At 35.7% G+C, this 26809-nt stretch carries 24 protein-coding genes; 18 read left to right on the top strand and 6 right to left on the bottom strand.

Annotated elements, in window-relative coordinates:
* The first annotated feature begins 207 nt into the window (after positions 1–207).
* Together F6K27_RS16370 and F6K27_RS16365 are read left to right on the top strand one after the other, a co-directional pair.
* Entirely contained in the window at positions 208–744 is a 537-nt protein-coding gene (locus F6K27_RS16370) for a class I SAM-dependent methyltransferase (protein WP_287300891.1), read from the top strand.
* Positions 745–822: 78 nt separating this feature from the next.
* The gene (locus F6K27_RS16365; protein WP_205127546.1) at positions 823–1062 is read left to right on the top strand and encodes a helix-turn-helix domain-containing protein; all 240 of its coding nucleotides are present in this window, start codon (positions 823–825) and stop codon (positions 1060–1062) included.
* A 451-nt stretch (positions 1063–1513) separates the two neighbouring features.
* Here the strand turns inward: F6K27_RS16365 and F6K27_RS16360 are convergent, their stop codons facing one another.
* Positions 1514–4012, bottom strand: a complete 2499-nt coding sequence (locus F6K27_RS16360) for an ATP-binding protein (RefSeq protein ID WP_287277392.1) — start codon at positions 4010–4012, stop codon at positions 1514–1516.
* A 278-nt stretch (positions 4013–4290) separates the two neighbouring features.
* Here F6K27_RS16360 and F6K27_RS16355 point away from each other — a divergent pair, with 278 nt between their 5' ends.
* From F6K27_RS16355 to F6K27_RS16340, 4 genes are all read left to right on the top strand, one after another.
* Positions 4291–4422, top strand: coding sequence for a hypothetical protein (locus tag F6K27_RS16355; protein WP_275670457.1), 132 nt, complete (start codon positions 4291–4293; stop codon positions 4420–4422).
* A gap of 99 nt (positions 4423–4521) precedes the next feature.
* Entirely contained in the window at positions 4522–4917 is a 396-nt protein-coding gene (locus F6K27_RS16350; protein ID WP_287277393.1) for a hypothetical protein, read from the top strand.
* Positions 4918–5309: 392 nt separating this feature from the next.
* Positions 5310–6074, top strand: coding sequence for a trans-aconitate 2-methyltransferase (locus F6K27_RS16345; protein ID WP_287300890.1), 765 nt, complete (start codon positions 5310–5312; stop codon positions 6072–6074).
* 45 nt (positions 6075–6119) lie between these two features.
* Positions 6120–7124 carry a PLP-dependent cysteine synthase family protein gene (locus tag F6K27_RS16340; RefSeq protein WP_287277396.1) on the top strand — a complete coding sequence of 335 codons (1005 nt, stop codon included), beginning with the start codon at positions 6120–6122 and terminating at the stop codon, positions 7122–7124.
* Between the two features lie 215 nt (positions 7125–7339).
* On the opposite strand, the gene F6K27_RS16335 is transcribed toward F6K27_RS16340, so the two are convergent.
* A complete protein-coding gene (locus F6K27_RS16335; RefSeq protein WP_287277397.1) occupies positions 7340–8242 on the bottom strand; it encodes a DMT family transporter in 903 nt (300 codons plus the stop codon).
* Between the two features lie 49 nt (positions 8243–8291).
* Between F6K27_RS16335 and F6K27_RS16330 the strand changes: the two genes are divergently transcribed.
* The 3 genes from F6K27_RS16330 (at position 8292) to F6K27_RS16320 (ending at position 12208) form a co-directional block, all read left to right on the top strand.
* Positions 8292–9320, top strand: a complete 1029-nt coding sequence (locus F6K27_RS16330) for a hemolysin family protein (RefSeq protein ID WP_287277398.1) — start codon at positions 8292–8294, stop codon at positions 9318–9320.
* 1216 nt (positions 9321–10536) lie between these two features.
* Complete coding sequence (locus tag F6K27_RS16325; protein WP_287277399.1) at positions 10537–11334, top strand: SDR family oxidoreductase; 798 nt, start codon at positions 10537–10539, stop codon at positions 11332–11334.
* 121 nt (positions 11335–11455) lie between these two features.
* A complete protein-coding gene (locus F6K27_RS16320; RefSeq protein WP_287277430.1) occupies positions 11456–12208 on the top strand; it encodes an IS1634 family transposase in 753 nt (250 codons plus the stop codon).
* Positions 12209–12749: 541 nt separating this feature from the next.
* On the opposite strand, the gene F6K27_RS16315 is transcribed toward F6K27_RS16320, so the two are convergent.
* Complete coding sequence (locus F6K27_RS16315) at positions 12750–14084, bottom strand: DUF58 domain-containing protein (protein ID WP_287277400.1); 1335 nt, start codon at positions 14082–14084, stop codon at positions 12750–12752.
* Positions 14085–14274: 190 nt separating this feature from the next.
* Here F6K27_RS16315 and F6K27_RS33680 point away from each other — a divergent pair, with 190 nt between their 5' ends.
* The 4 genes from F6K27_RS33680 to F6K27_RS16295 all read left to right on the top strand — a co-directional run bounded on the left by F6K27_RS33680 (position 14275) and on the right by F6K27_RS16295 (position 18907).
* On the top strand, positions 14275–14475 hold the full coding sequence (locus F6K27_RS33680; RefSeq protein WP_375339686.1) for an element excision factor XisH family protein: 201 nt from the start codon (positions 14275–14277) through the stop codon (positions 14473–14475).
* A gap of 228 nt (positions 14476–14703) precedes the next feature.
* Complete coding sequence (locus F6K27_RS16305; protein ID WP_353735999.1) at positions 14704–15075, top strand: XisI protein; 372 nt, start codon at positions 14704–14706, stop codon at positions 15073–15075.
* A gap of 10 nt (positions 15076–15085) precedes the next feature.
* A complete protein-coding gene (locus F6K27_RS16300) occupies positions 15086–15241 on the top strand; it encodes a hypothetical protein (protein WP_287277401.1) in 156 nt (51 codons plus the stop codon).
* Positions 15242–15385: 144 nt separating this feature from the next.
* Positions 15386–18907, top strand: coding sequence for an esterase-like activity of phytase family protein (locus tag F6K27_RS16295; protein WP_287277402.1), 3522 nt, complete (start codon positions 15386–15388; stop codon positions 18905–18907).
* Between the two features lie 759 nt (positions 18908–19666).
* On the opposite strand, the gene F6K27_RS16290 is transcribed toward F6K27_RS16295, so the two are convergent.
* The 3 genes from F6K27_RS16290 to F6K27_RS16280 form a co-directional block, all read right to left on the bottom strand.
* Complete coding sequence (locus F6K27_RS16290) at positions 19667–20431, bottom strand: transposase (RefSeq protein WP_287277404.1); 765 nt, start codon at positions 20429–20431, stop codon at positions 19667–19669.
* 780 nt (positions 20432–21211) lie between these two features.
* The gene (locus F6K27_RS16285) at positions 21212–21571 is read right to left on the bottom strand and encodes a hypothetical protein (protein WP_287277406.1); all 360 of its coding nucleotides are present in this window, start codon (positions 21569–21571) and stop codon (positions 21212–21214) included.
* A 71-nt stretch (positions 21572–21642) separates the two neighbouring features.
* Complete coding sequence (locus F6K27_RS16280; RefSeq protein WP_287277407.1) at positions 21643–22191, bottom strand: hypothetical protein; 549 nt, start codon at positions 22189–22191, stop codon at positions 21643–21645.
* Positions 22192–22611: 420 nt separating this feature from the next.
* On the opposite strand from F6K27_RS16280, the gene F6K27_RS16275 reads away from it, so the two are divergent.
* The 5 genes from F6K27_RS16275 (at position 22612) to F6K27_RS16255 (ending at position 26731) form a co-directional block, all read left to right on the top strand.
* Positions 22612–23049 (top strand): hypothetical protein, encoded by a 438-nt coding sequence (locus tag F6K27_RS16275; protein ID WP_287277408.1) that lies wholly within the window; start codon positions 22612–22614, stop codon positions 23047–23049.
* A gap of 31 nt (positions 23050–23080) precedes the next feature.
* Positions 23081–23701, top strand: a complete 621-nt coding sequence (locus tag F6K27_RS16270) for a hypothetical protein (protein ID WP_287277409.1) — start codon at positions 23081–23083, stop codon at positions 23699–23701.
* Positions 23702–23869: 168 nt separating this feature from the next.
* A complete protein-coding gene (locus F6K27_RS16265) occupies positions 23870–24235 on the top strand; it encodes a hypothetical protein (protein WP_287277410.1) in 366 nt (121 codons plus the stop codon).
* 225 nt (positions 24236–24460) lie between these two features.
* The gene (locus F6K27_RS16260; protein ID WP_287277411.1) at positions 24461–25156 is read left to right on the top strand and encodes a hypothetical protein; all 696 of its coding nucleotides are present in this window, start codon (positions 24461–24463) and stop codon (positions 25154–25156) included.
* 171 nt (positions 25157–25327) lie between these two features.
* Entirely contained in the window at positions 25328–26731 is a 1404-nt protein-coding gene (locus F6K27_RS16255; protein ID WP_287277412.1) for a hypothetical protein, read from the top strand.
* Positions 26732–26809: the final 78 nt, after the last annotated feature.

Here is a 26809-nt window from a genome sequence, read left to right as displayed (position 1 = left end):
TATGACCATTTTTATTGATATGATCTGATTTACATTCAGGACATTGCATAATTTTTAATTCTAATAAGTGGACTTTTTTGGCGTGCGCTCTTTTCCATAATCATACCCTAATTCAGCAACGCCAAAAATAAAACTATAGATGCCAAAAATCTGCTAGATCACTATAATCAATATGCCCAAGAGTTTGATGAACACGTCAAAAATGAATTGTGCGGCACTGGAGAAAACACTCCTGTTGTAGTGACAGCAAAACTCTTTGCAGAAACTGTTCCTGATCAAGAGTCTATGAAAATATTAGACGTAGGAGCAGGAACAGGAGAGCAGGGAGAACAACTAGCTAAATATAGCTATAAAAATGTAGAATTTACTGCATTCGATCCATCTGAAGGGATGTTAAATGTAGCCAAAAAACGCAATATTTATTCAGATTTTATTCAAGGTTATTTACCAGATTCTGGGATTGTTTCTGATTTTTTTGATGCTATTATTTGTGTCGGGACTTTTATCCCAGGACACGCTCCTGCGGAATCTATCCGTGAGCTTGTAAGGGTTACGAAAAAGGGAGGCTATATTGTTTATAGTGTTCGCAAACACTTTTATGAAGATCAAGAGAGTCACTTTCAAATAGTAGAAGAAGAACTGACAAAAGCTAAACATTGGAGAATGATAGCTAAAATAGAGGACGAATATCTACCTGCTCAAAATATCAAAGGTTATTATTTTAGTTTTCAAGTGTTAAACTAAATCGAATCAGGAGTTTTTAACTGTTGTCTATAATCTGGTATTATCTATAATAATCTCCAATTATCTATTTTATGCTACTTGGATTCACGCGCTGAGTTACGTTCCACAAATCAACAAAAAACCCTACTGGTTAAACACGCGGGTGTAGCGCGTCACACCTATAATTGGGGTTTGTGGTTAACTAAAAAGATCTTGAACTATAACCAACATCATCCAGATAGTAAAATCAAGTTTCCTATTGCTATTGACTTACATAAGCTTTTAGTAGGAATGGTTAAACCTACCCAAACAACTCACAAAATTATAACGATCGCATAGATATGCGGTTCAGCAATCCTGTTTTTTGCCTCAATAGTGGTGGTCATTTGCAGGAAGTTAGGATTAGCAATTTATTTCCCGCTCCCTTACATCATGTCTCTTTAAATAACCCCAATAAAAAATTTAGGGAATAGGGAGTAGGGAGTAGGGAACAAGAGGAAATTTGTTTGCTTCCCATGACAAAGCGGTGCGACCCCGCGACGACGATAGTCGCAAGGGAACGCGCACCAAGAGACGGAAAAAATATTCTCTCTCAAGAGAAGAACTTTTTTACCCTTGGCTAATTTAATGAGACTTGATATTAGACCTACCAGAGGAGGCGATCGATCCATTTTATTTTGCATACAGAAAGCTAATGCAGCTCTATACCGAATTTCTTCAGCTAAGATTATTAATAAAAATTGCTAGATTGCTTTATAGGAAATCTCCAATAAATTTTTTCTGGTCAATTTTATAGAGTCTTAAATTTCCTAATATTATTTTGACTAGGAATTTCGATTATAAATTCAGTTCCTTTTCCTTCCTGGGAATTACAAAATATCCGACCGCCATGTTTATCTACTATAATTTGATAACTAATTGCCAAACCAATACCAGTACCTTTACCAACAGGTTTTGTCGTAAAGAAAGGGTCAAATATTTTGTTAAGCACCCCATCTTTTATACCTATACCATTATCAGAAATAGTAATAGTTATCAGATTTTTACCTACAACTTTTGTTTGAATTTTAATTGTGGGAATTTGTTGTTCATTTGATTCAGAAAATTGGCCTTTTGCTATTGCTTCTTCCAGAGCATCAATTCCATTTACCAAAATATTCATAAATACTTGGTTTAACTGACTCACATAACAATATATTTGAGGTAAATTACCATATTCCTTAATTAAATTAATCTTTTTTCCAACTTTAGGATCGAGTCGATTATTCAATATTAGTAAAGTGCTTTCTATTCCCTCATGAATATTAACTGGCTTCATCTCTGCTTGATCAAGCCGTGAAAAGTTACGCAAAGACTTGACAATTTCATAAATACGTTCTGTCCCTACCTCCATAGATTTTAATAGTTGAGGTAAGTCTTCGAGAATAAATTCTAAATCTATTTTTTCACTTTCTTGTTTAATTTCTGGCGATGGATTGCAATGTTTTTGATAAAGTTTAATCAAATACATTAGTTCATTAGCATAATTATCTGCATATTTTATATTGGCATAAATAAAATTAATCGGGTTATTAATTTCATGGGCAATACCTGCAACTAATTGTCCTAAGCTCGACATTTTTTCACTTTGAATTAATTGCGTTTGAGTCAATTGTAATTTTTTTAAAGTTTGTTTTAATTGAGCAGCTTTTTCTCTTTCTCCTGCTTCTGATTTTTGCAACGCAGAATTTAATTTTGCTAGTTCATCTGCTTGTTTCAGTACAATTTTAATAATCGCATTTCTCAGTTCTAAAGCAACATTAATTTCACATTCTTTCCACGGTCGAGATGTGAGTTTAACTACTCCTTTCCACAACTCAAATGATTTTCTTGGGCAAAATTTAATATTACCATTAGATTCTGCTTCTGTAATAGGTGCAGGATCGCCTGCCCAATTAACTGTTCTAATAACTTCTGGTCGGAACCACAAAATATAAATTCTCTGAGCTGAAGATATTGAGAGTGCCAATAACCCACTAGCTATATCTTTATATTTCTCGAACTCTTGATAAACTTTGGGCAATGAATCTGTATAAAATAGTTCTTGATTGAACTTTTTTTCCAACCAGCTAATTAATTTTTCAACAGTTATTAATGGTGGAGTGTTTCCCACTGACTGTAAATTGTTTCCAGAAACTATGATTGCTCCTTCAGCACTGACTAAATTTAGTAGTTTATTTTGAGATTCAACTAAGGCATCGATAAAATTTTCTGATGTGGAAATCTCTTCAATAATTTGACTCTTGACTGACTTTAACTTTAGTTGATAATCATAATCTTCATGATTTTCTTTATAAGCAAGTTCTAGAGACATTGTTTGCCCTAAAAATTCACACGCTGCCCGTAATTCATAAGGCACATATTTCGGTGAAATATGATGGCAAGCAATTAAACCCCATAACTTTTTGTTTTTCATTAAAGATATACACATTGTAGCAGTAAGACCCATCTTTTTTAGATACTGTCTATGGCAGGAAGAAACACTCCTTAAAACAGATAAAGTTAAATCAATGGGTTGATGAGTAATCTGATTATTTACAGGTATAATTTTTACTGGTTGATAATTAACATCTCTTATTACCCTCAGCCAATTTCTAGTATAAAGTTCTCTAGCTTGGGGTGGAATATCTAAACTTGGGTAATTTAATCCTAAAAGTGGCTCTAAAGTTTCTATTTTATCTTCAGCAATTACAGCTCCATTATATTGAGAATCAAATTTATATACCATTACTCTATCAAAGCTTGTAATTTTTCTAATTTCTTCAACTATTATTTGACATAAATTTTTTAAATCAGAAGCGTCTTGCATTTTTGATGCTGCTTCTCTCACAGAATGATAAAAGTTTAAAAATGAAATACTTTCTTCAGATATAGCTGGCTCTAGCTCCAGGATTAAAAATTTTTCAGAACGATGAATTATACCATCAAAGACTAAAGATTTATCTTTTGTTTTAACTGATAATTTAACAGGGTTGATGGTTTTAAGCTCAGGATGATTTTCTAAAGTTTTTCTGAGGCTATTGATTTGCTTTTTGTCAAGAAAGCAACTCAGATTTTGATTCAGCAATGTTTTCGCTGGTATGTCAAATAATTCAAAAGTATTATTACTTACCTGTAAAATTGTCAATTCCGGTTCTTTTAAGACAAATAATACACCGTGAGGTTGAATGTGACCTGAAAGATGAATTTGTTCTTGATATTTATTGATTAAATCTACTGTTTCGTTTTGAATAACTTGCTTAACGTTCATGTATATAAAATGGTAATTATTGTGATAATACTAATAATAACACCCCTGATATTAAGTATTTTTTTTGCTCATCTAGACTTTGATATTTAATGTTAAATTAAGTACATTTATCCAAACTATTTTTGATAATTGATATACTTTTCTATCATAGCTTTAAACATTAATTAATTTTCTTTGTACTTAAAATTTGTTTACAAAGCTTAATATAACTAGATAAAATCAAATAACATCTTAGGTATAATTACTAAAATTATGTTACTAAATAAACTAGGAGGTACATGGAAACTACTGATTGGCAAACTATAATTCCTACTGGAATAGCAATTACTGTTTTTCTTGGAGCATTTCTAATGATGTTCACTAATTTGTGGACTGATTCAATTAAAAAACAGGAAAAAAGTGATAAATAAACAGTTATTGATTAAACTTTCATCCTAGAAAAGTAAAATTTTGAATAAGGAATTTATCTGGGAAAATTAGGAAAATAAAAGAGAAAAGAAACTACAAAAATGTTAAATCTAGATAGCATAATCGAATTTTCACACATATACTGTGTAGCAATTTGTGGTGTTCTAGTACCCATGAATGTACTAGCAAGTTTACAACCAATAATTTTTACAGCCCTCCGTCGCCCCAAACAGGAAATCAACTTAATAGCATTAGTAGCTAGTTTTTACGCTTTAATGATTATTCTTCATGTTGGAAGCTGGTTTATTGTCGGAGTAGTGAGAATCCAAACATTCATTCTTTTGTGGTTTGCTAGCTGCTGTTTAATTACCAATACTTGGGCAGTTATTCACGGTTCTAGCATGAGAGAATTTATTCAATTTTCACAACAATTCCTAGTTAGACTTACTAAAAGTTTAACACTTCAAAATCAAGAGATTAGTCCTGAAATTAAATAGGATTTTTTGAGGCAGTCAACATTCAACAGTGAAAATGAATGAGGGGGTATTCATCATGGATAGCTAGGGTTAATTTTAGAGAAAAAATATTTTTCCAATAGAGATGATAGCCTCGTATCGGTAGTAATTCAACTAAGTCTAAGTACCCAGGAAAAATTAATTACTTCAGAACTTACCCAGGAACTCTAATTGTAGAGGACATTGCAACACATATTAGACTAAAACTAGAACTTAACAGGGAATTTTGCGTAAATATTGTACCTAATTTATTCCCTGTTTTTTTTGACAACATAGGATTTTTAGCTGTAGAATATGGGTAATTAATTTGGTATCACTACCGATCGGGTGGGGTCTAACAACTGAATTATAATTATTAATTAAACATCACAATCTTGAAAAGAGGTAATCCCTTGGAAAAAACAATAGATAAGTTTTACGCTGATACTTACCATAAATTTTTTTCGCACTTTAAAACTTACGACGAACGATTAATTAGGGTATTGCAATCCCTCATTAATTTTATGCCTCAGTCTATCTTGGATCTAGCTTGTGGTGCAGGATTGTCTACTTTAGCCTTGAAAGCCAACTTTGGCAACTCAGAAATTGTAGGCGTGGATATTGATTCAAATATGATTACCTTGGCCAGAGAAAAAATGCCAAATTCTCAAGTTCAGTTCCATTGTTGTGAGATATCAGATATATTAGCTAGAACCCCTAATGGAACAGTGGATTTGATATTTGTCAAATCAGCCTATCATTACTTTGAACACAAAATTCCGCTTTCGTATTTGCAGCCTTTGCTCAAAAAGAATGGGGTTATTGTAGTTGCCGAGAGAACAGTTCGATCTGCTAGTTCTTACCCATTACCAAAGATCGCATCAAGCTATTGGGCCAGTATTTTTGCGGAGCCTCGCCCCAGTGATCGACTTGACGCGGCAAAATTATTGGGAATGCCTCTTTCAGTGAGTTGTTATGGTGAACAAGTAACTATACCTACCGATATCTATTTTGATGCCGTCAAAAAAAATCAGCTTGTTGGTCTGTGGATGTTGAAACCTGAGACGATCTTTGCGTGGATAGAGAATCGTCTTTCTCAAGAAACTGATGGGTTTCATGTTTTTGAAGAATTCTGGCTTTATGTCTACCATAATATCTGAGAAGTAAAGCCATAAATTAACTATTTTACTGATGAGATCAAAGTGATGAAAGCTCCAAGATTTACTGACCTGATTGGAAATACCCCTTTAATTGATTTGACTAGATTAGTCAGTGAAAACTCAGCAGAACTCTATGCAAAATGCGAGTTTATCAACCCAGGTTTCAGCCTCAAGGATCGAATGGCAAATTATATTCTTGATGTTGCAGAAGCACAAGGTAAATTGAAGCGAGGGGATGTTATTGTCTGCTCTTCTAGTGGTAATACAGGTTGCAGTTTTGCCATGCTAGGTAAGATTAGAGGCTATCATGTTGTTATTGTTACATCAAACAAATGCAGTATAGAAAAACAAAATCATATAAAAGCTCTTAATGCAGATTTGATTATAGTTACTCAAGATACCTATATGAGTTATGGGGAAAACTACGCCAAAGAAAATGGATACTTTGACGTTAATCAATACAACAATATCTATAATCCAGAGGCATATTATCAAACTTTAGGACCAGAAATCTGGAAACAAACAAATGGAGAAATTACTCACTTTGTGATGACTGGTTCTACCTTTGGGTGTATATCAGGTACAGGAAGCTTTCTCAAGGAGTGTAATCCAAAAGTTAAAGTTATATTGGCAGATCCCGTAAACTCAAATATTTATGCCTACTACTATAGCAACTATAGTAATTCCAAAAATGATTTAAGCTTAAATTCAAGTCTTGGTCAATTCTCAATTATTGAGGGAGCGGGAAAATCTGCGCCGACAAAATGCCTGAATTTTTCTGTGATTGATGAAGTTGTGAAGGTTTCAGATGAAGAAGCAATTTCTACTTGTCATCAACTAGCTAAGGATGAGGGTTTACTGGTTGGTGGCAGTAGTGGTCTTAACGTTTTTGCTGCCAAACTTATTGCAAATCGTTTAGATCGAAAACAGGTAGTAGTTACAGTTCTCTGTGATAGTGGAATTAAATACCTATCCAAAATTTACAATCAAGAGTTTCTCAGTAAAAATGGTTTAAAAATTGAAAGTAGTGTTTCAACAATTAATAATTAATAATTAATTATTACCTCTCCTTGAAAGCGGATAGGATTGACGAACAGGAAAAATTTTTCTCTCTTGGTCGATTGAATATGGCGAGGTCTCCTCGCCATCCCTTGACCGCTTGTTTCTCCTTTAAAGCCTCTGCTTTAAACCTTAATTATTCGGTAATTTTTTTTCAGTATTGAGTGTATGGATGAAGTATAATTTAAAATCCTGACATTTTCGGTTTATTTTTGTTTTGAAGTAAGAGCAGCGATCGCCAGTCCAATTAACAATATAATTGCACCAAAAAAAACCATGATAGAAGGCACTTCACCGAACAATAAATAACCTAAAAAACTAGCTCCAACAGGTTCAAATAAAATTGCCAAAGTAACTAAAGTAGGAGACAACCAGCGTACTGCCCACATCAAACTTGTATTCCCTACTAATTGAGGAAATAATGCCATCAATAATAAGTAAAAGTAAACTAAACCAGGATAACCAGAGTAACCAACACCTAAAATTAAGGGAAGAGGCAATAATACAATTCCAGCTACAGAAAAAACTACCACAAGATAGCCACCAACACTAAACCCTTTAGTTTGAGCTTCCCGTCCTAGAAGTATATATAAACTCACTGCCCAAGCTCCCATCATAGCCAAAAAGTTTCCCAGGAGAGGGTTAATACCTGTATACCCCCCACCAATATCTGCTAAACCAATGGTTAACCCTCCAACCATAGCTATTACTATGCCAATAACTGTCTGAGGAGAAAGTCTTTCCTTCAACCACCACCGCGACAACAAAGCTACCCAGATTGGATTAGTATTTACTAGACTGGTAGAGGCAGCGATCGAAGTGTAGGATAAAGAAGTAATCCAAAAAGCAAAATGGACTGCGAGGCAAACTCCTGCTCCTACTGCATAGGGTATTGCTCCCGACTGGAGACTCTGCCACTGAATTTTCGACCATGCGGGTACTAATAATAAAGCAGCGATCGTCACCCGCGAGGCAGCTATTACGAGACTAAACTCTACCCCACTCATGCCAGCAGAGAGACTTGCCAACCTGATTAATATTGCACCTGTAGATATTGCCAAAATACCGATAGCTAAAACTAATATAATTTGCCAGTTAGAAGGTTTCATCAGAAAATTAAAAATGGTATGATTGAGTTTAACCAATTATTAGTTAAGTATGCTAAAGCTAACTATTATAGTTTTAATTATTCTCATAGGTTCTGCTCTTTGCTCTGCTACTGAAACAGCCTTACTTTCAGTTTCTCCCATTAAAGTGCAACAGTTAGCACAGTCTAAAAAACCAGCAGCATTAGCACTGTGGGGAATTAGGAAAAAAATTAATCGCCCAATTGCTACTGTTGTGATTATTAATAACATTTTTAATATAGTTGGTAGTATTTTAATTGGTAATATTGCAGCTTCGGTTTTGGGAAATGCTTGGTTAGGAGTTTTTTCTGCAATATTAACTTTTTTGGTAATAGTTTTTGGGGAAATTATTCCTAAAACTTTAGGTGAACGTTATGCCATGCAATTTGCCTTAACTGTGGCTATACCTGTCCAGGGATTAACTTTTATATTTACTCCTATAGTTTGGTTGATGGAAAAAATTACTTCTCCTTTTACTAAAGGGCAGAAATTACCCACCACTAATGAAGCAGAAATTATGTTTTTGACCAGAGTAGGATATAAGGAAGGAGTTATTGAGGGTGATGAAGCTGAAATGATTAGAAGAGTATTTCGGCTAAATGACAAAAATTCTTTTGATATTATGACACCTCGAATAGCGACGACTTATCTCTACGCAAATGCAACTCTGGCTGAGGTAAAGTCGGATATTATTGCTTCTCAACATAGTCGCATTATTGTAATTGGAGATTCTATAGATGATGTACTTGGTGTAGCATTGAAAAATGAATTACTTAAAGGAATTATAGAAGGTAAAGATAGTAATAAAATTTATGATTTTATGCGAGATGTTAGATTTATTCCCGATACATTGAGAGTCGATTTATTGCTAAAAGAATTTCAGAAAAATCGTCAACATTTGATGGTAGTTTTAGATGAATATGGAGGAATGTCAGGGGTGGTGACTCTGGAGGATGTTTTGGAAGAATTAACTGGTGAAATTGTGGATGAAACCGATCAAAGTGTTGACCTACAAATTTTGGCAAGGATGAGAGGAAAAAGAAAGTTAAAAGATGAGTAGATTTTGAAGAAGGTGGTAGGTGGTAAGTGGTAGGTTTTAGGTGGTAGCTTAATTAAGCGGAAAGAATAGACATATGCAAAAATCGAAAATAAAAGCAATTCTTATCTATAAATTGTCAATTGTTTATTCCTGTTCCCTGCTCCCTCTTTTGGAGGAGATGTCTATTAGACATCTGGTAAAAATCCAAAATAAAATCAATTCTCACACATAAATTATCAATTATTTCCCCTCCCAGGAGGGGTTAGGGGTGGGTTCCCTACTGCCTACAGCAAAGCTGCCTACTGCCTATCAGTGGAGGAGATGTCTATTTCATATTAGGACATCGGGTAATTATGATGATTCATGACGCGAGCAAGATGCTCGCACTAATTGTTAAACACCAACCTTGCGGTTGCTATAATTGCTGTAATACCAATTCATAAGCATTAATGCTGGCGTTGCTGAAGCGCCTGTATAATATTAATCTTTATTACTTAGGAGTCAACCCACCCCTCGCCCCTCCCAGGAGGGGGAGGGGGATATCAGAACTCATGAGGGAAGAAAGAAGAAGAAAGAACAGTAGAAGGAGAAAGTTTTTTGTTTGCTGGGGCACAACGCACGTTAACGCGAAGCGTTGCGTCAGCATCATCGCGTAAGCGGAACGGAGTTCTATAGCGCTCTTATCCGGACATGATATCATACCTCAAATCACCAACCCCGCATTAATGCTATATTTCCTTAAGACTTCAATTATTAAGTAATATCATGTCCGGTAGCATCGGTATTGTAAGCGCGAAGCTAAGGAAGAAGGAAGAGGGAAGAAGGCTATTGATCAAGAAAAAAACCTAAATTTCCTGTAGATATTCACCCTTGGGTTTACACAAACGATACCAACGGACATGATATAATAAGTAAGCTTCAATAATGTTTTTAACAATTCTAGGCACTAAGTGAAGATATATTATTCCTAGAAACCCTAGGACCTACGGAGGTTGCATGTAACCTCCCTACCTACCCTCAATAAGATGTAGCAAGAATGCGCGAGAAATGGTATAAACTCTTTTTTTTAGTAAATTTTCCTTTTTTCTTATAGTTGCGTTACACTATTTTCTATATAGCAGTCGAAGGAAAGGTTAGGACATATCAAAAACTCAAAACTCAGACAATGGAAGTTTTTTCCTTCTTCTTTCTTCCTTCTGCTGTACATATCAAATTTTAATTATTCACAAAAAAAACAATGCTACCAACAGTTTTAATCACTGGTGCTTCTCAAGGTTGTGGCAAAGCAACAGCACTTTTATTTGCTAGAAAAGGATATAATATTGTCTTAGCTGCTAGAACATTAGATAAATTAGTCGAAACAGCTAATGAAGTTAGGGCAAACGGTCGTTCTGCTTTGGCTATTCCTACTGATGTTACTGATGTTAAACAAGTGGAATATTTGGTGCAGAAAGCTATAGATTTTTATGACAAAATCGATATATTAGTTAATAATGCTGGTGTTTGTTTGACTGGTGCAATGGAGCATACAACATTAGAAGATTTTCAACAATTAATGAATGTCAATTTTTTCGGTTATGTGAATACAATAAAAGCTTTATTACCCCATTTTTTGGAAAATCAATCTGGCACAATTGTTAATGTTGGTTCTTTTGGTGGGAAAATGCCTTTGCCAAATATGACTGCCTATTGTGCTAGTAAATATGCAGTTACTGGATTAACTGATACTTTACGTCTGGAATTACAGTCAAAAGGAATTAATGTTAGTTCTGTACAACCAGGGGTTATTAATAGCGATTTTATGGAAAGAGCGCAGTTTCGTGGTGGAGATAATTCTGAAGTAGAAAGTAGTCGTCAACAAATGAACTCTGTTTTAACATCTAATTTTGTTAGTCAGCCAAAAGATATTGCTGAAGCTATCTGGAATGCTGTGAAAAATAAGCAGTCTGAAGTAGTAGTAGGTCCGGCTGTTTTAGCAACAGAAACTTATCGGTTATTCCCTGGTTTAGTTCAGTTTATGATGGGAAAAGTTTAGGGTTATTTATGATGATTTGTTGCGGACGCTGCCATGTAAGGGAAAGAAAACTTACAACAATTGAATCAATTGCGTTGGTCCTATGGGAGTGCCTGCTACCTTAAGTGAAGCCAAGTAATTAATATCACAGCTATCTGATGAAGTTTTCAAAGATGCAGAAATTAAAGGATATCGCCTAGCCAGTAGTTGTAGTCAATATGGTGGTATTAAACAGAGATGGTTAGTGGATGAGCGCGAAAGCAGAAAAAAGGCAGATTTAGAGCAACTAGAGCAAAAAATTACCACTGCTGGTGTGATGGCAAAAAATAAACTGTTATCTCTTTCTCAAGAAAAGTTTGCCTGCGTACCTGATGCAGAGCAAGCAGCCCAAAAATTAGGAAAAGAGCTACGATATCATGCTCTCGAAGACCTTGAGTTCGTCCCACAACCTCGTCATGGAAAACCAGGTAGACCTCGAAAAGGAGTTACTGCAAGCAACTATTACTATCGAATCAAAGGAAATTTAGTTCTCAATTCTGAGCTAGTCAACAAGGAGAAAAACCGTGCGGGAAGATTTATTTTAGCAACTAATGTTCTCGAGCATCAATTCTTGAGTGATGATGAGCTATTACGAGAATATAAAGCTCAACAATCAACAGAGAGAGGGTTTCGTTTTCTCAAAGACCCTATGTTTTTTGCTGATAGCATATTTCTCAAAAATCCAGAAAGAGTAGCAGCACTGGCAATGGTCATGGGGCTGTGTTTATTGGTGTACAGCTTAGGTCAAAGGGCATTAAGGCAAGCATTACAAGCAGCAAAGAAATCGATTCCCAACCAAGTAGGTACACCGACAACAACTCCGATATCAAGAACCAAGCTTGTCGGTTTATTGTAGCAAATGGAAGAGCTACTGTTGCTATTTATAGAGTAACTAAAGGGAATAAAGGCTGTGGTCCAAGAGAGGGTAGGTCTATGACTAAACTGTTGACAAATTCTTATACTGTTAACTGTCGATAGAGCTTTGAATAATTAAGATCAAGCCACTTTAATATAATTTTCGGCGTTGGTAAATCAAGAGATGAAACTTTAAGAGTAATCTGTTTCTGATACCTCTAAATATCTAACCAGAGTAAGTGATGGTATCACCCCTAGTAGAAAATCATCTTACCAATTACCAACGCCTAATTTTCTTTAGCTCAATTATCCTGGGTAAGGCAATTTCCTAGAAACTTATGTAAGTATTATCGAATTGTCTTTACCCATCAATTGGTGCTTTAATCCTTGCCCTATCTGACTTAAAAAATATTCAATTGAGCACCATCAACCTGCGGAATGTAGGGCGGAAATAACTGACCAGTTACAAAATCGCGCGAACAATTACAAATCAAAAATGATTGACTTTTAAATGCATGACTTTTAACTTCCGCGTAGCAGCACTAAAGTAAATTCCTAGATTTGAGCTGCAAATATCTATCTACCAATTCTGTACTAATTTTATTTGCCGGCGCATCTAAAACCAAAACTCCTTTCTGTTTCAACTGAGTAAAAGCAACCTGTCTTTGAGATAATAAATCTATTGCCACAGCACGAGTATAAGCAGCATGACTTTTTTCATGTACCTGCTGATTTTCTCCAGAAACAGTGGGAGTCTGAGCTAATTTCTCCACCAATGGGTCGCACAAAGCTACACAAAACGGTAAATAACGAGGCGTTAACCTTGCCAATGCTGCCAAAAGTTCCGCAGAAGCAGTGGCATCCACAATATCTGTAATTACCACTACCAAAGCACGACGGGTTTGTTGCTTAACTACTCTAGTAACTGCCTCAACATAATCTGGTTCCCGCAAAACTGCTTGAATAGGTGTCAGACTTTCAATTAATTTTGATAATTGATTTTTTCCCCTCTCCGGTGGTATCCAAGTGCTGAGTTGACGCTCAAATACTCCCACTCCCACACGATCGCCCCTACTCAACCCTGCCATTGCCAATGACAAAGTAGCATTCAAACCCCAGTCAAACCGCTTTAAACCCTGCACCTGGGCAGTCATCAACCTCCCCCCATCAAGTAAAATAATCAAAGTTTGCTCCGTTTCTGGTTCCAATACCCGCACTAAGGGGCGACTACGACGAGCAGTAGCTTTCCAGTCAATGAAGCGTATATCATCACCAATACCATATTCCCGGAGTTCGGAAAATTCTGTTCCCATTCCCAGACGTCGCTTTTGACGCATCGTGCCAGTATTTTGTAGAGAGAGACGGATCGAGAGCGATCGTAACCCCAGCAAATCTGGGTAAACTGCCACCTGTTGACTGGCAGGAACTTGCCATTGCTGCCACGCCAAACCCCACTTCCCCAATTGTCGCGCCCGAATATTTCCCCACTGAAACTCACCTCGTTTATCGGGGTTGACATGATAAGTTAATTCTTGACTGCTGTTAGGTTCAACTATTGCTGAGAGAGTAGTAGAGGAAGTTGCAAATTCTGGGGGATAATCATCATGCAAGATAATATTTGCCCTGTGTTTGCCAGACTCAACCGATATAGTAATATGATTATCTCGCCCAATGGAAAGTTTCTGTAAAGGGTAGCGCGCTAGTTTGACTCGATGAGGTTTCACTGTAGCTCCATCCCAAATAGCCAAACTACAGATAATCACATCAAACAGTGCTAGTGCCATCAAACTTATTTGTTGATCGAACAAAATAGCGATGATTGGCGCAACGATCATTCCTAATAATAATAGTAAATATAAACGCTTTGAAGGAATCATTTCGAGTTATACCAAATTCAAAAAATAATCCTAATTTTTAGGATTTGTTAAGTAGATTAATCATATCAAATCTATTCTAATAATGACTGTATAGTAATTGAGTAATTTACTCTTGATTTGTGTAAAATAGGCTTTGATTAAATTCAATTGAAATGGCAAAAGATATCTATCATTGAAGGATGGATGAACAATTACTGACAACCCTTTACGGCTGAAAGTTGGCCGTAGGATTCTTTATCCAGATTTGGGGGCAAAAAAGCTCTTGGCAGCTCAAAAAGAAGGACAGAAAATTGCTGTAGAAATTAAAAGCTTCTTAGGTGTATCCCCTATAAATGATTTAGAACAAGCCTTGGGTCAATACATCATTTATCTTTATCCCTTATGGGTTTAATACCCCACCGTCAGCTGGGGTGCAAATGCGGTTGGTGGGGTGAGAATCCCCATCGACCCCATTCTCCTGACTCTGTCCTTCTGACTCCTGACTCCTTCTTCAAACACAAATTTTGTCTGAGCAACAGCCAGAGCGTCTGTTATATCTGGCTATTTATGAAGGCATATTTTCAGACTTATTTTCAGAATAATTACCACAGTCTGTTGTTAAATTTAACCAGCTTAAGCTATTATTTTTTTCACCAAAAAAAGAGGAAATTGTAGAATAGATAACTTAAATTTATATCGAGATATTATTGAAAAAAATCTCCATAAATACGCCAATATTCCTGATGCTTATGGTGAAATTGAAGAGTACTTAATTATTGATAAGGAACGTAACCATTTCTTACTATTAGATGTTGGTTGGCAACAAAAACGTCGCGTTCATGGTTGCATTACTCATATTCAAATTATTAATGGTAAAATATGGGTTCAACAAGATGGAATGGAAGATGGAATTGCTCCAGAACTTGTTGAGGCAGGAATTCCCAAATCAGATATTGTTTTAGGGTTTCATCCGTCTGATGTACGACACCATACAGGTTACGCGATCGCCTAGTAGTTGAAAGATGGGGAGATGGAACCCACCCCTCGCCCCTCCCCCTCCCAGGAGGGGAATGTGGGGAGATGGGGAGATCAAGAAATATTTGGTAATGGTTGAAGATGGAACATTTTTTTATACAGAATTAAACGGATTTGATATAATATCATGTCCGGATGATTAGTGATAAAAAACCTTATCCCTTTAAACTTTTCTTTCCCTTCTGCCTTCTGCCTTCTGCCTTCTTTAAGACTATTTAAACTTATCTTAAAGTGAAACTGTTAATATACAATCGATCCATTAAACATATATACAACTAGGAAGATTAATGACTGACCCACAACTCAGACCATTAGGTACTTATGAAACAGGCATATTTGATGAGAGTGCTGCCGAAATTCCAGCTTACGACCCCAATACACAAAGAGTGTTTGTTGTCAAGGCAAATGAAGCAGCTATTGATGTACTAGATATTAGCAATCTCACCAACCCCAATTTAATAGATCAAATTGATGTTTCCTCCTTTGGCGCAATTGCCAACAGTGTTGCAGTTAATCAAAATGGCATCGTAGCAGTAGCGATCGAAGCTGATGTCAAACAAGACCCAGGCACCGTTGCCTTCTTCAATGCAGATGGGGAAACTCTCAACCAAGTAACTGTGGGTGCATTACCAGATATGCTCACCTTTACCTCCGATGGCACAAAGGTATTAGTAGCAAATGAAGGAGAACCCAACGACGACTACAGCAACGACCCAGAAGGTTCTGTTAGTATTATCGACATTTCAGGTGGAGTAGAAAATTTAACTCAGGCAGATGTCTCTACCGCTGATTTTTCTGCTTTCATTGGTCGGGAAGAAGAATTGCGTAACAAAGGTGTTCGGATCTACGGTCCTGGGTCAAATGCAGCTCAAGACCTCGAACCAGAATTTATTGCTGTAGATGGTAACGACACCAGAGCATTTGTCACTCTGCAAGAAAATAATGCTGTAGCAGTGGTAGATATTGAAAATGCCAACATTGTAGATGTTCTGCCATTGGGAGCAAAAGACTACAGTCGCGGTCTTCCCTCCCTGACACAATTTGAATTTTCCGACCTGCCAGTTTTAGGTACAACCGAAGGAGGTGATGATATTCTCCTGGGTGGTTTATCTGGACTATGGTATGAAGGTACAGACGATGACGGCAACCTACAATTTGTCACCGTACCCGACCGCGGACCAAATGGCGCACCCACAGACGTAGATAATGACGGCGATAACGAAAGACCATTTGCCCTGCCAGACTATCAAGCTAGAATTGTTCGCTTTACATTAGATGAAGGCAGTGGCGATATTGAAATTACTGAAGAAATTCTCCTAAATAGGCAAGACGGTACAACTCCCATCACAGGTTTACCTAACATTCCTGAAATAGACGAAGAACCAGTAGACCTATTTGGCAACCTTCTAGACTATGACCCCTTTGGTGCAGACCTGGAAGGTATTGTTATTAATGATGATGGTACATACTGGACTGTAGATGAATATCGCCCCGCCATCTATCACTTTGATGTTGATGGGTCACTCATCGACCGCTTTGTACCTGAAGGAACAGCAGCACTAGCAGAAGCAGCAGAGGGCACCTTTGGCACAGAAACCCTACCCGCAGAATATTCTAACCGTCGTCGCAACCGTGGTTTTGAAGCTATTGCGCTGGATACAGATGAAGATATTCTCTACAGCTTTATTCAAACACCTCTAGCAAATCCCAATCGCACTGCATCTGACAACTCCAGTGTTATTCGGATGTTAGGTATCGACCCAGAAACTGGGGAACCTGTAGCAGAATATGTCTACCTCCTAGAAAAACCAACTGTAGACCCAGACAACGGTACACTATTAGTTGATAAAATGGGAGATGCTGTCTATACTGAAGATGGTAAATTCTTAGTTGTAGAAAGAGATTCCTCGGTTACCGCTACAGGCAAAAAGTTTATTTTTGAAATTGACCTCAAAGGTGCAACTAACTTACTTGCTGACGATGCGCCAGAATTACCAGAAGACACAACTCTAGAACAATTAACCGCAGATGACTTAGCAGCATTAGAAATTCAAGCAGTTAATAAAACTAAAGTAACAAACTTACCTTCAATTGGTTATATCGCCGGAGATAAAGTAGAAGGTCTGGCATTATTACCAGAATCAGATGATGGAGAATTCCGATTAGCGGTACTCAACGACAATGACTTTGGTCTCTTAGATGAACAAATTCCTGGTGATGGCACTCTACCCCTTAATTCTGACCCAGTGCCAGTAGTTCTAGGTGTAATTGATTTCTCAGAAAGTAATCAAATTGACCCTAGCGATCTCGATGATGGCATTAATTTAGGTAACTGGCCTGTTTTTGGGTTATTGCAACCAGATAGTATTGCTTCCTTTGTGATAGAAGGTGAGACCTATTATGTCACAGCAGATGAAGGAGATGCCAGGGGTTATGATGCTCTGGATGAAGAAGCACGGGTAGGAGATGATGAATATGTACTCGACCCTGATGTTTTTGATGTTGCTGCACTAGAGGATGATGCTGCTTTAGGTCGTCTAACAGTAACAAATCAAAACGGCGATCTTGATGGTGATGGGGACTTCGACAAAATTTTCACCTCTGGCGGTCGGTCTTTCAGCATTTGGGATGCTGCGGGCAACCAAATATTCAACAGTGGGGATAGTCTTGAACAAATAACTGCAGCACAGTTCCCAGAGAACTTCAACTCAAACCGAGATGAAAATACTTTTGACGATCGTAGCGACAATAGTGGTCCTGAACCCGAAGCTATAACTACAGGAGTTTTAGGCGATAAAACCTATACTTTTGTTGGTCTGGAACGTACAGGGGGCATTATGGTTTATGATGTCAGCAACCCCACCAGTCCTGATTTTGTGCAATACATTCCTAACCGCGACTTCTCTGTTGAGTTCGAAACTGATGCTGATGGAGACCCAGACCCTACCCCAGAGCAATTATCAGCAGCAGGGGACTTAGGACCAGAAGGATTTAAGTTTATTTCCCCAGAAGATAGTCCGAATAGGGAGGCGTTATTAGTAGTTGCTAATGAAATTAGTGGTACTACTACTGTTTATGAGTTTAGCCCAAACCAGGATATTCAGGGAACTCCAGGTGATGATAACCTCGAAGGTGGTACGGGTGACGACAACATTAATGGTCTCGCTGGTAATGATACTCTCAGTGGCCTGGGTGGCAGCGATACTATTAGTGGTTCTGCTGGCAACGATGATATTAATGGCAACCGTGGTGATGACCGCGTTAGTGGTGGTGATGGTGATGACCGCGTTAATGGTGGTTTAGAAAACGATACCATCTTTGGCGGTAATGGAGATGATAACTTAATCGGTCGTCTTGGTAATGACCGGATGTTAGGAGGTAGTGGAGAAGATACTCTCAGTGGTGGTCAAGGTCGCGATCATCTCAATGGTGGTGAAGGTAATGATATTCTCACTGGTGGTGCAAGTATCGACCGCTTTATTTTTGCTGCCAATGATGAGTTTAGTCAGGTGAGTTTAGGGGTGGATGAAATTACAGACTTTAACCCAGACTTAGATTTAATTCTGCTTGACCTAACTACTTTCACAGAAATTACTACTACTTCGGGTGAAGATATTGGGGATGAGTTTGCCACGGTAGAAAGCAATGGTGATGCTGCTAGTAGTGAAGCTATTATCGTCTACAATTCTAGTAATGGTGCTTTATTCTATAATGCTAATGGCAGCGATAGTGGTTTTGGAGATGGCAGTCAGTTTGCAACTTTGACTGGTACTCCAAATGTATCAGCAGAGAATTTCGTAATTAGATAATATTTCTATTTAGTTAGTCTTTGTAGGTTGGGTTAAGCGATGGTCCAATCCAAAAATAACTGATGATACTATTATCTAATTATTTGTTTGGGATATATCTGGATGTTGGGTTGATCCTACGGATAAGCTAGTGCTAAAGTTCCTCAACCCAACCTACTCTACTTTTAATTGTTATCTGTTTCGATTTAGTTTTTGTAGATTGGGTTAAGCGATCGCGGAGCGGAACGGATGTTCTATCGCGCAACCCAACAATAACTGATGATATTATGGTCTAATTATTGTTTGCTGATTAAATCTCAAAGCATTTACATCTAAAGACTTTACTCTTTTTTTTCTTTCAAAAAAAGTGCCTGGTTTTCAGCTCTTGATGCTCAAAAAGGAGCGTATTTTAGGCGCATAGTTGGGCAAAAAAATCATTCTGACAATTGTTACTCCTACATCCTCGCTCATTCCTATTTCTCCTGTCTTCCCCTCCTGGGAGAGGTTAGGGGTGGGTTGTCTCTTACCCCTACTAAAAGACTTTTGAGCGCAAACCCTAATTATTGTTTGCGATATATCAGGACTGACGCACATATTCTACATATAGCGAGAAATAATACCATTCACCCCTACAGATGGTGGGTTAAAAGTCAATTTGCGTAAGTCCTGATATCTTGATGTTGGGTTGATCCTACGGATAAGCTGGCGCTAACGTTCCTCAACCAAACCTACTCTACTTTTAATTGTTATCTATTTCGATAATGAGAAATAGGAATTATGCTAATTTTCCCGAAATGAATCATCTTTAATTAATTCCTCAAACTCTGCAACTGAATTAACACTAATTGTTTCTACAAGTAACCGTTTTAGCAAAGCTAAGTCATTAATTTCATTAATAGCTTTTATCAGAGTTTCTGGCAAACTATTAAAGCGTTTTTCCAGTAAGTCGAGAATATTTTCTCGGTAAGTTTGTTTTGCTCCTATCTCTTGACCTATTTGCTGACCTCTTTCTATAGCTAATTCTTCCATAGTGCTTAAAAATTCCATTCTTTGTTCCTCCTCATATTGATTAATTTGGCTTTGAAAGTTTGATTCTAATTCTGGGGGTAATATCATCATTTTATCAATGAATTTAAACAAATTGATAATATCGAACTTGGTTAAACCCTTTTCGTATAAACTTCTAACTAATTCCCATTTCCATTGCTCTCTTTCTGTGAGGTTGCTTGTGGTACTTTTAGTTTTCAAATGTGCCATTACTATCATAGCAAATTGGTTATTATTCGATTCTAATTCCTCCCATTGATAATCTAATAGTTTGACTATGGCAAAATCCAATCTCATTTGACTATTTCCTAAACCATATTCATAGAAATTTGGTCGCCAAGATGGGTTTTCATCTCCCAGTATAGCTAAACTAATTACTGGTTTATTGTAAAGGTCAAAAGCTCGATAATTATAGATAAACATTCGCTGGCTAAATTCTCGGTCATACTGACTTTGCACTTCAATATGAATCAAAATCCAGATTTCTTGATCGTCCAATAACCAAGCTTGAAATAATTTATCGGCATAACGCTTTTCTGTTGTTGCCGAGGCTGTAATCTGTTCTAATTCTTTATCTAGAGAAAGCTGAGGAAAGATTCAAAATATTCAGAAATTGCTGCTTTCCAAGATTCATCATAATTAGCTGTTATTTCTGTCATTTTATTGTGAATTTTAGAGATGAATCTTTGTAGGTTGGGTTAAGCGATCGCGCAACCCAACAATAACTTATATTTTTCCACAACAGTGTCATTGCATTAGCAAGGGGGCTTGACAAAACAGTTAATTCCTCATTTTTCTCTCTCACCCCCCGAAGTAATCTCATCAATAATTTAGAGCTATAAAAGATTGCTTCGGGGTATTAATTTGTTGTGAGTTATATTAATTGTCAACCCTCACCTTGCTAACGCAAAACTACCGCTTTATATGTCGCGGTTCGAAACGCAATGATAAATAGGAATTATGCTAATTTTCCCGAAATGAGTCATCTTTAATTAATTCCTCAAACTCGGCAACTGAACTAACAGTAATTGTTTCTACAAGTAACCGTTTTAGCAAAGCTAAGTCATTAATTTCATTAATAGCTTTTATCAGAGTTTATGGCAAACTATTAAAGCGTTTTTCCAGTAAATCAAGAATATTTTCTCGGTAAGTTTCTTTTGCTCCTTTTTTTATAGCTAATTCTTCCATAGTGCTTAAAAATTCCATTCTTTGTTCCTCCTCATATTGATTAATTTTGGTTTGAAAGTTTGATTCTAATTCTGGGGGTTAGGAATTATGCTAATTTTCCCGAAATGAGTCATCTGTAATTAATTCCTCAAACTCTGCAACTGAACTAACAGTAATTGTTTCTACAAGTAACCGTTTTAGTAAAGCTAAGTCATTAATTTCATTAATAGCTTTTATCAGAGTTTCTGGCAAACTATTAAAGCGTTTTTCCAGCAAATCAAGAATATTTTGTCTGCAAGTTGCTTTTGCTCCTATTTCCTGACCTATTTTCTGACCTATTTGCTGACCTATTTTTTGACCTCTTTCGATAGCTAATTCTTCCATAGTGCTTAAAAATTCCATTCTCTGTTCCTCCTCATATTGATTAATTTTGCTTTGAAAGTTGGATGCTAATTCTGGGGGTAATGCCATTTCAGTTATCAGTTATCAGTTATCAGTTATCAGTATTTCTGTTAGAAATAGTTTTCATTATTCATTACTCATTATTCATTATTCATTATTAAGGTGGTACTCTTAGTTTTAAAATGTGCCATTACTATCATAGCAAATGGATTATTATTTGATTCTAATTCCTCCCATTGATAATCTAAAAGTTTGACTATGGAAAAATCCAATCTCATTTGACTGTTTCCTAAATCATATTCATAGAAATTTGGTCGCCAAGATGGGTTTTCATCTCCCAGTATAGCTAAACTAATTACTGGTTTATTGTAAAGGTCAAAAGCTCGATAGTTATAGAGAAACATTCGCTGGCTAAATTCTCGGTCATACTGACTTTGCACTTCAATATGAATCAAAATCCAGATTTCTTGATCGTCCAATAACCAAGCTTGAAATAATTTATCGGCATAACGTTTTTCTGTTGTTGCCGAGGCCGTAATTTGTTCTAATTCTTTATCTAGAGAAACCGGTTTTTTTTGCCAGTTAATAGAAACATGAATTTCTGGATAAAAGAAGCTAAGGAAAGATTCAAAATATTCAGAAATTGCTGCTTTCCAGGGTTCATCATAATTAGCGGTTATTTCTGTCATTTTATTGTGAATTTTAGAGATGAATCTTTGTAGGTTTGGTTAAGCTATATCGCAACCCAACAATAACTTATTATATTACTTTCTAATTATTTGTTTGCTATATATTTTAATGTTGGGTTTTAGTCCCTCAACCCAACCGATTCTAATGCAATACTTGTCATGGTTTAATTCTTGAGATTCTCCCGACGGTGTGCTATTTTAGAAAAAGTTATTGAAAGTAGGTAAACAAACATGGTAAACACAAATTCTGATAGATTTGTTGAGAAAACTTATAAATATTGGCTTTCTGATGAGTCAGAAGCTATTATTGATTTTGATGAATCATAAGCTATTATTGGTTTTGAGGCATCAGGAGCTATTATTGATTTTGATGAATATCAGGGAGAACTTCTTCCTCCTGGCTCTCCGCTTAAATTTGAGTTGCACCAGAAATCTGAAGAAAATAAAGATTCAGGAAAACATTTAGACCTTATCAAAAATGTATCTAAATATATTGATTATTTTGACAAAAAAGTTAACCTGAGTAGTTTCAAACAAATAGTTCTTGTAGTGGGAAATTCAAGAGTTGGCAAAAGTACGTTAATAAGTTTTCTAGCTGGTGATGATTTAGTTGTAAAATTTGTTGATGATGAATTAGTAATTGATAAAAAAGATGATAGCAAAGCAGGAATAGGGCACGGTTCAAAATCAAAAACATTTTACCCAGAACCATTGATAACTTCTGAAGCAGTATATTTCGATCTGCCTGGTTTTTCTGACAATAGAGGAATAGAAAAAGAAATAGCAACAGCTATTTTTTTTAAAAAAGTAGGAGACTATGCTTCTGAAGTAAAATTTTTGGTAACTATATGGTGGTAATGGTAAGAATGGTAAGGATGGTGAGGATGCTTTGCATCCTAATGAAGTTTTAGATCGCAATAACAAAAATTGGGAAAAGATTTATATTGAGAAAGAAGTGATTGAATCAAAAGAAAATAACATACTTGGTAGGAATTCTTTCTCTAGAACAAAGTATACTACTAAAGGTATAGATGGGGAAAAAGGTGGTAACGGTGGTCAAGGTGGTTGTGCAGGTAATGGTGGAAAAGTTGGAACTATTGAATTAATTAATGCTAATGAAGTAACTGAAAAACACACAGGTATTCAAGTAAGCAATCATACAAGTCAAAAAGGAGAACCGGGAGAATCAGGAACACCTGGAAAAGGTGGAAAAGGTGGAAAAGATAAAACAGCTATCTACCAGAAATCATATAAAAGGAGAACAGGTACTATAGGTAGATGGAAAGATGAAAAAACTTATGATAGAAAAAACGGTAGTGATGGAAAGAAAGAGGAATTGCACAATAGTAAAGGTATAGCCGAGCCAGAAAATGTAGAAATGATTTGGTATAAACCCTTTGTTGAATACAAGAAATTTATGTTGAAGAATTTGGACAATAAATTCCTCAAGCATAATACTGAAGAATTTTTCCAACAATTACATAAAATCCAGGGTGATTACAGTAATTAATCATAAATTACTTCATCCTAACAATGTGCAGCAGTTTATCAATAGATGACCCACAAAATTCACTGTTTGAGACTGCACTTAACCATCCTGTAAACAGGTGTATCACCAAAGTGATGTGTAATCACTTAATTATTAATTGTCAAATTTATCAATTTTGGAGATTTAAAAATGTCAAATTCAACAGCTTCTCTGGTGTCAGATAAAAACAATGTAACCATAGTTTTTATTGATGAATTAAAGGTTTTAGAAGAACATTATAATGGAAAAAACCAAGGAAAATTAGGCATCAAAAAACTGAGTGACTCTTTCATAAATCAATATGATGAACTGCTCAAGAGAGTCAAAAAATATGCGAAACACAGTAACAAGGAAAATGTTCAAAAGGAAGCCGTAATTTTAAACTATATAAGTTCGTCTATTATCAGCAGGATGAACGTATTAAGTTCTAGGGATTCAGGTGAGTTGGTGATAGATATATTGGGATTTTTGAATATCATTAAAAATGATATCGAAAATTTAAATCAAGAAAAATAAATAGGGAAGATTAACTTTTATAAAAAACAATTTAATTCAGAAATTGAGGAAAAAATTACAAATGGTAACCAATTTATTGAGAAATTAAATGAAGCCATCGAAGACAATAATAAAAAATTAGATACAGAGATTGAAAACTTCAAAACAGAAATTAAGAATTTTATCGACCAAGCTGATAAAGATAAGAAAGCCCTTGATGAAAATAAAAATAAATTCAAAGATTTTATGCTCAAGAAGGGGTTACTTTCTATCACAAAAACATTACTTACTACTGTCACTCTTCCCTTGGGTCCAGGAGCTATTCTAGGTTCAAGTTTAGTTAATGCAGGGATAGATATTGGCGAAGGATTTCTTCAACCAGAATATTCAGGAGGAAAATTCATTGTTAACGGGATTCCAGATGATGTGAAAGAATTCATTAAGTATGAAGTTGAAGATGATTCAAGCAAGGAAGATGCTGGGAAAAAAACGCGAAATGTAAAAAATTTACAAAACGTAGAAACGGTTACTAATGGGGTTAAGAATGTAGGAGAAGCGTTTCAAAATTTTATAAATGAACAGAAAAAAAAGACAGAAAAGTCCAGAGATGAATTGAAAGAAAAGATAAAGGGTTGTCGTGATATAAAAGATGAAATAGTTGAACCTTCAAAAAAGATGGAAGATAAGAATAGTAAAGATATAGTAAAAATAGGAGAAAGATACAGCAAAAAATTGGATATAACAGACAAAAAATTGGATATAACAGACAAAAAATCTAAATTGAATAAATTTAAATTTAATGAGGAATACTATGAGGCAGTTGAACAAGAACGCATAGAGAAAGAAGAAGAGAATATAAAATATGAAGTAAATAATATAGATTTCTATATACTATCCGAGAGAGAAGACATAGAAGAAGAAATTGAGAAAAAAACAAATTAATTTATAGGATAAATAAATGAATTTATAGGATAAATAGAGGAAAAACAAAAACCATTAGATGAAAAAAACAAAGATGAAAAAAACGAAGATGAAAAAAACAAAGATGATAATCAACTTAAAGATAAAGAAAAACATATCAAAAACATAAAAAAGTGGACAACAGCATTAAAAATGGCAACTATTGTTTCAGGTGGATTGTCAGAAGTTCTAGATATAGCTATTCAGAGTGAAAATATGTTAAATCAGATGGACAAAGCTATTCAAGAAAATAAAGAGATTACAGATAAACTGAATAAGTTTGAAACTCAAGTAAAAAAATATCAAAAACAGCAGATAAAGAATTTAAAGAATGAAACAAAGAACTTTTTTTCTCGCCTTGAGAATAAGCCGTCTATAGAACAATCTTTTAACAAGTGGGAGATGCAAACAAATCTGAAAGACATAAAGCATGAATTAAATAAAATGACATCAGTATTTAAAGTTCATGGCGATATGATGTATCTTTTTGAAAAGATGAATGATGCTATAGACACTGTAGCGGATATTTCCGAGCGCATTGAAGGTTACAAGGAAAAACAGCAGATGGTAGATTACATAGCAAATGTTAATGCTGCTGGAGTAAAAGATGACTATCCTGAGGTTAACGAATTAAAGCAAATCATCTTAAAAAATACTATCAGGGAAAGATATAATACCCTAATATCTACTGTCAAACAATGGGCGTTTCCTTGTGCTGAAAATTTCTTTAAAAATATTAATAATATTGGAGATTTTAAAGATTCTGAGGCTCAACCTGATGAAGCTCAAACCAATCCGGAGGAAACCCCTAACATAACAATCAATATTAACATACTGATCGAGAATATAGAAAGGTTAGAAACAAACATAAAAAATTATAATGCACAAGTTGGCATGATTGATGCAGCAATTATGAAAACTAGACCAGAGCATTTCATGGAGATTTTGTTTACTTGGGAAAGGGATAAATATGGTGCTGATATTGATAAATTATTAAAAGGAAGTCAAGAAGAAAAGTTAACATGCAGCGATGAAGTATTATTCAAAAGTTCTGTCACAGAATGTCACTTGAATGGTTTTAAATTTAACCAAATTGCAGTTAGAATCAAACATATCAATCCAAACAAACAGGAAGAATTAAATTCATGTTTGGAAGACTTTGAGTTCCACTTAAAGCATTCAATGACTTCATCTTATAAATATAATAACAAGTATTATAAGTTTATTGGCAATAATTATAAGGATGATAACAAAAAAGATACTTTCCCACCTATAATTTATGGAAAGAGGGCTAAAAATCAAGCACTTGAAAAAATAGAACAAGGAGCGTTTATTCTCAGTCCTTATACCGACTGGAAAATACAGCTTTATCTGTCAGAATTACAGCGGAAAAAAGACTTTACAGATTTAGAACAATACTCAGGCCATGTATATTTAGAATTGGTTGGTCGCGGTTCTTACATCAATCAGTCGGCAATCAACAACTTTCGAGTTGATGAGTATTATGAGGTTGATAAAACAATACCAAAAGTTAATACGTCAAAAATAACGGACTAATAATTAAGTTACAAGCTAGAGAAAAAAAGAAACTAAGGCGGAGTCAAGGCATATAAGTTTGCTAAACAAACGATCAAA

It is taken from the genome of Okeania sp. SIO2F5, from assembly GCF_010692685.1.
Lineage (GTDB): Bacteria > Cyanobacteriota > Cyanobacteriia > Cyanobacteriales > Microcoleaceae > Okeania > Okeania hirsuta.
The sequence above is the reverse complement of the archived record's forward strand: the minus strand, read 5'-3'. Positions and strand labels throughout refer to the sequence as shown.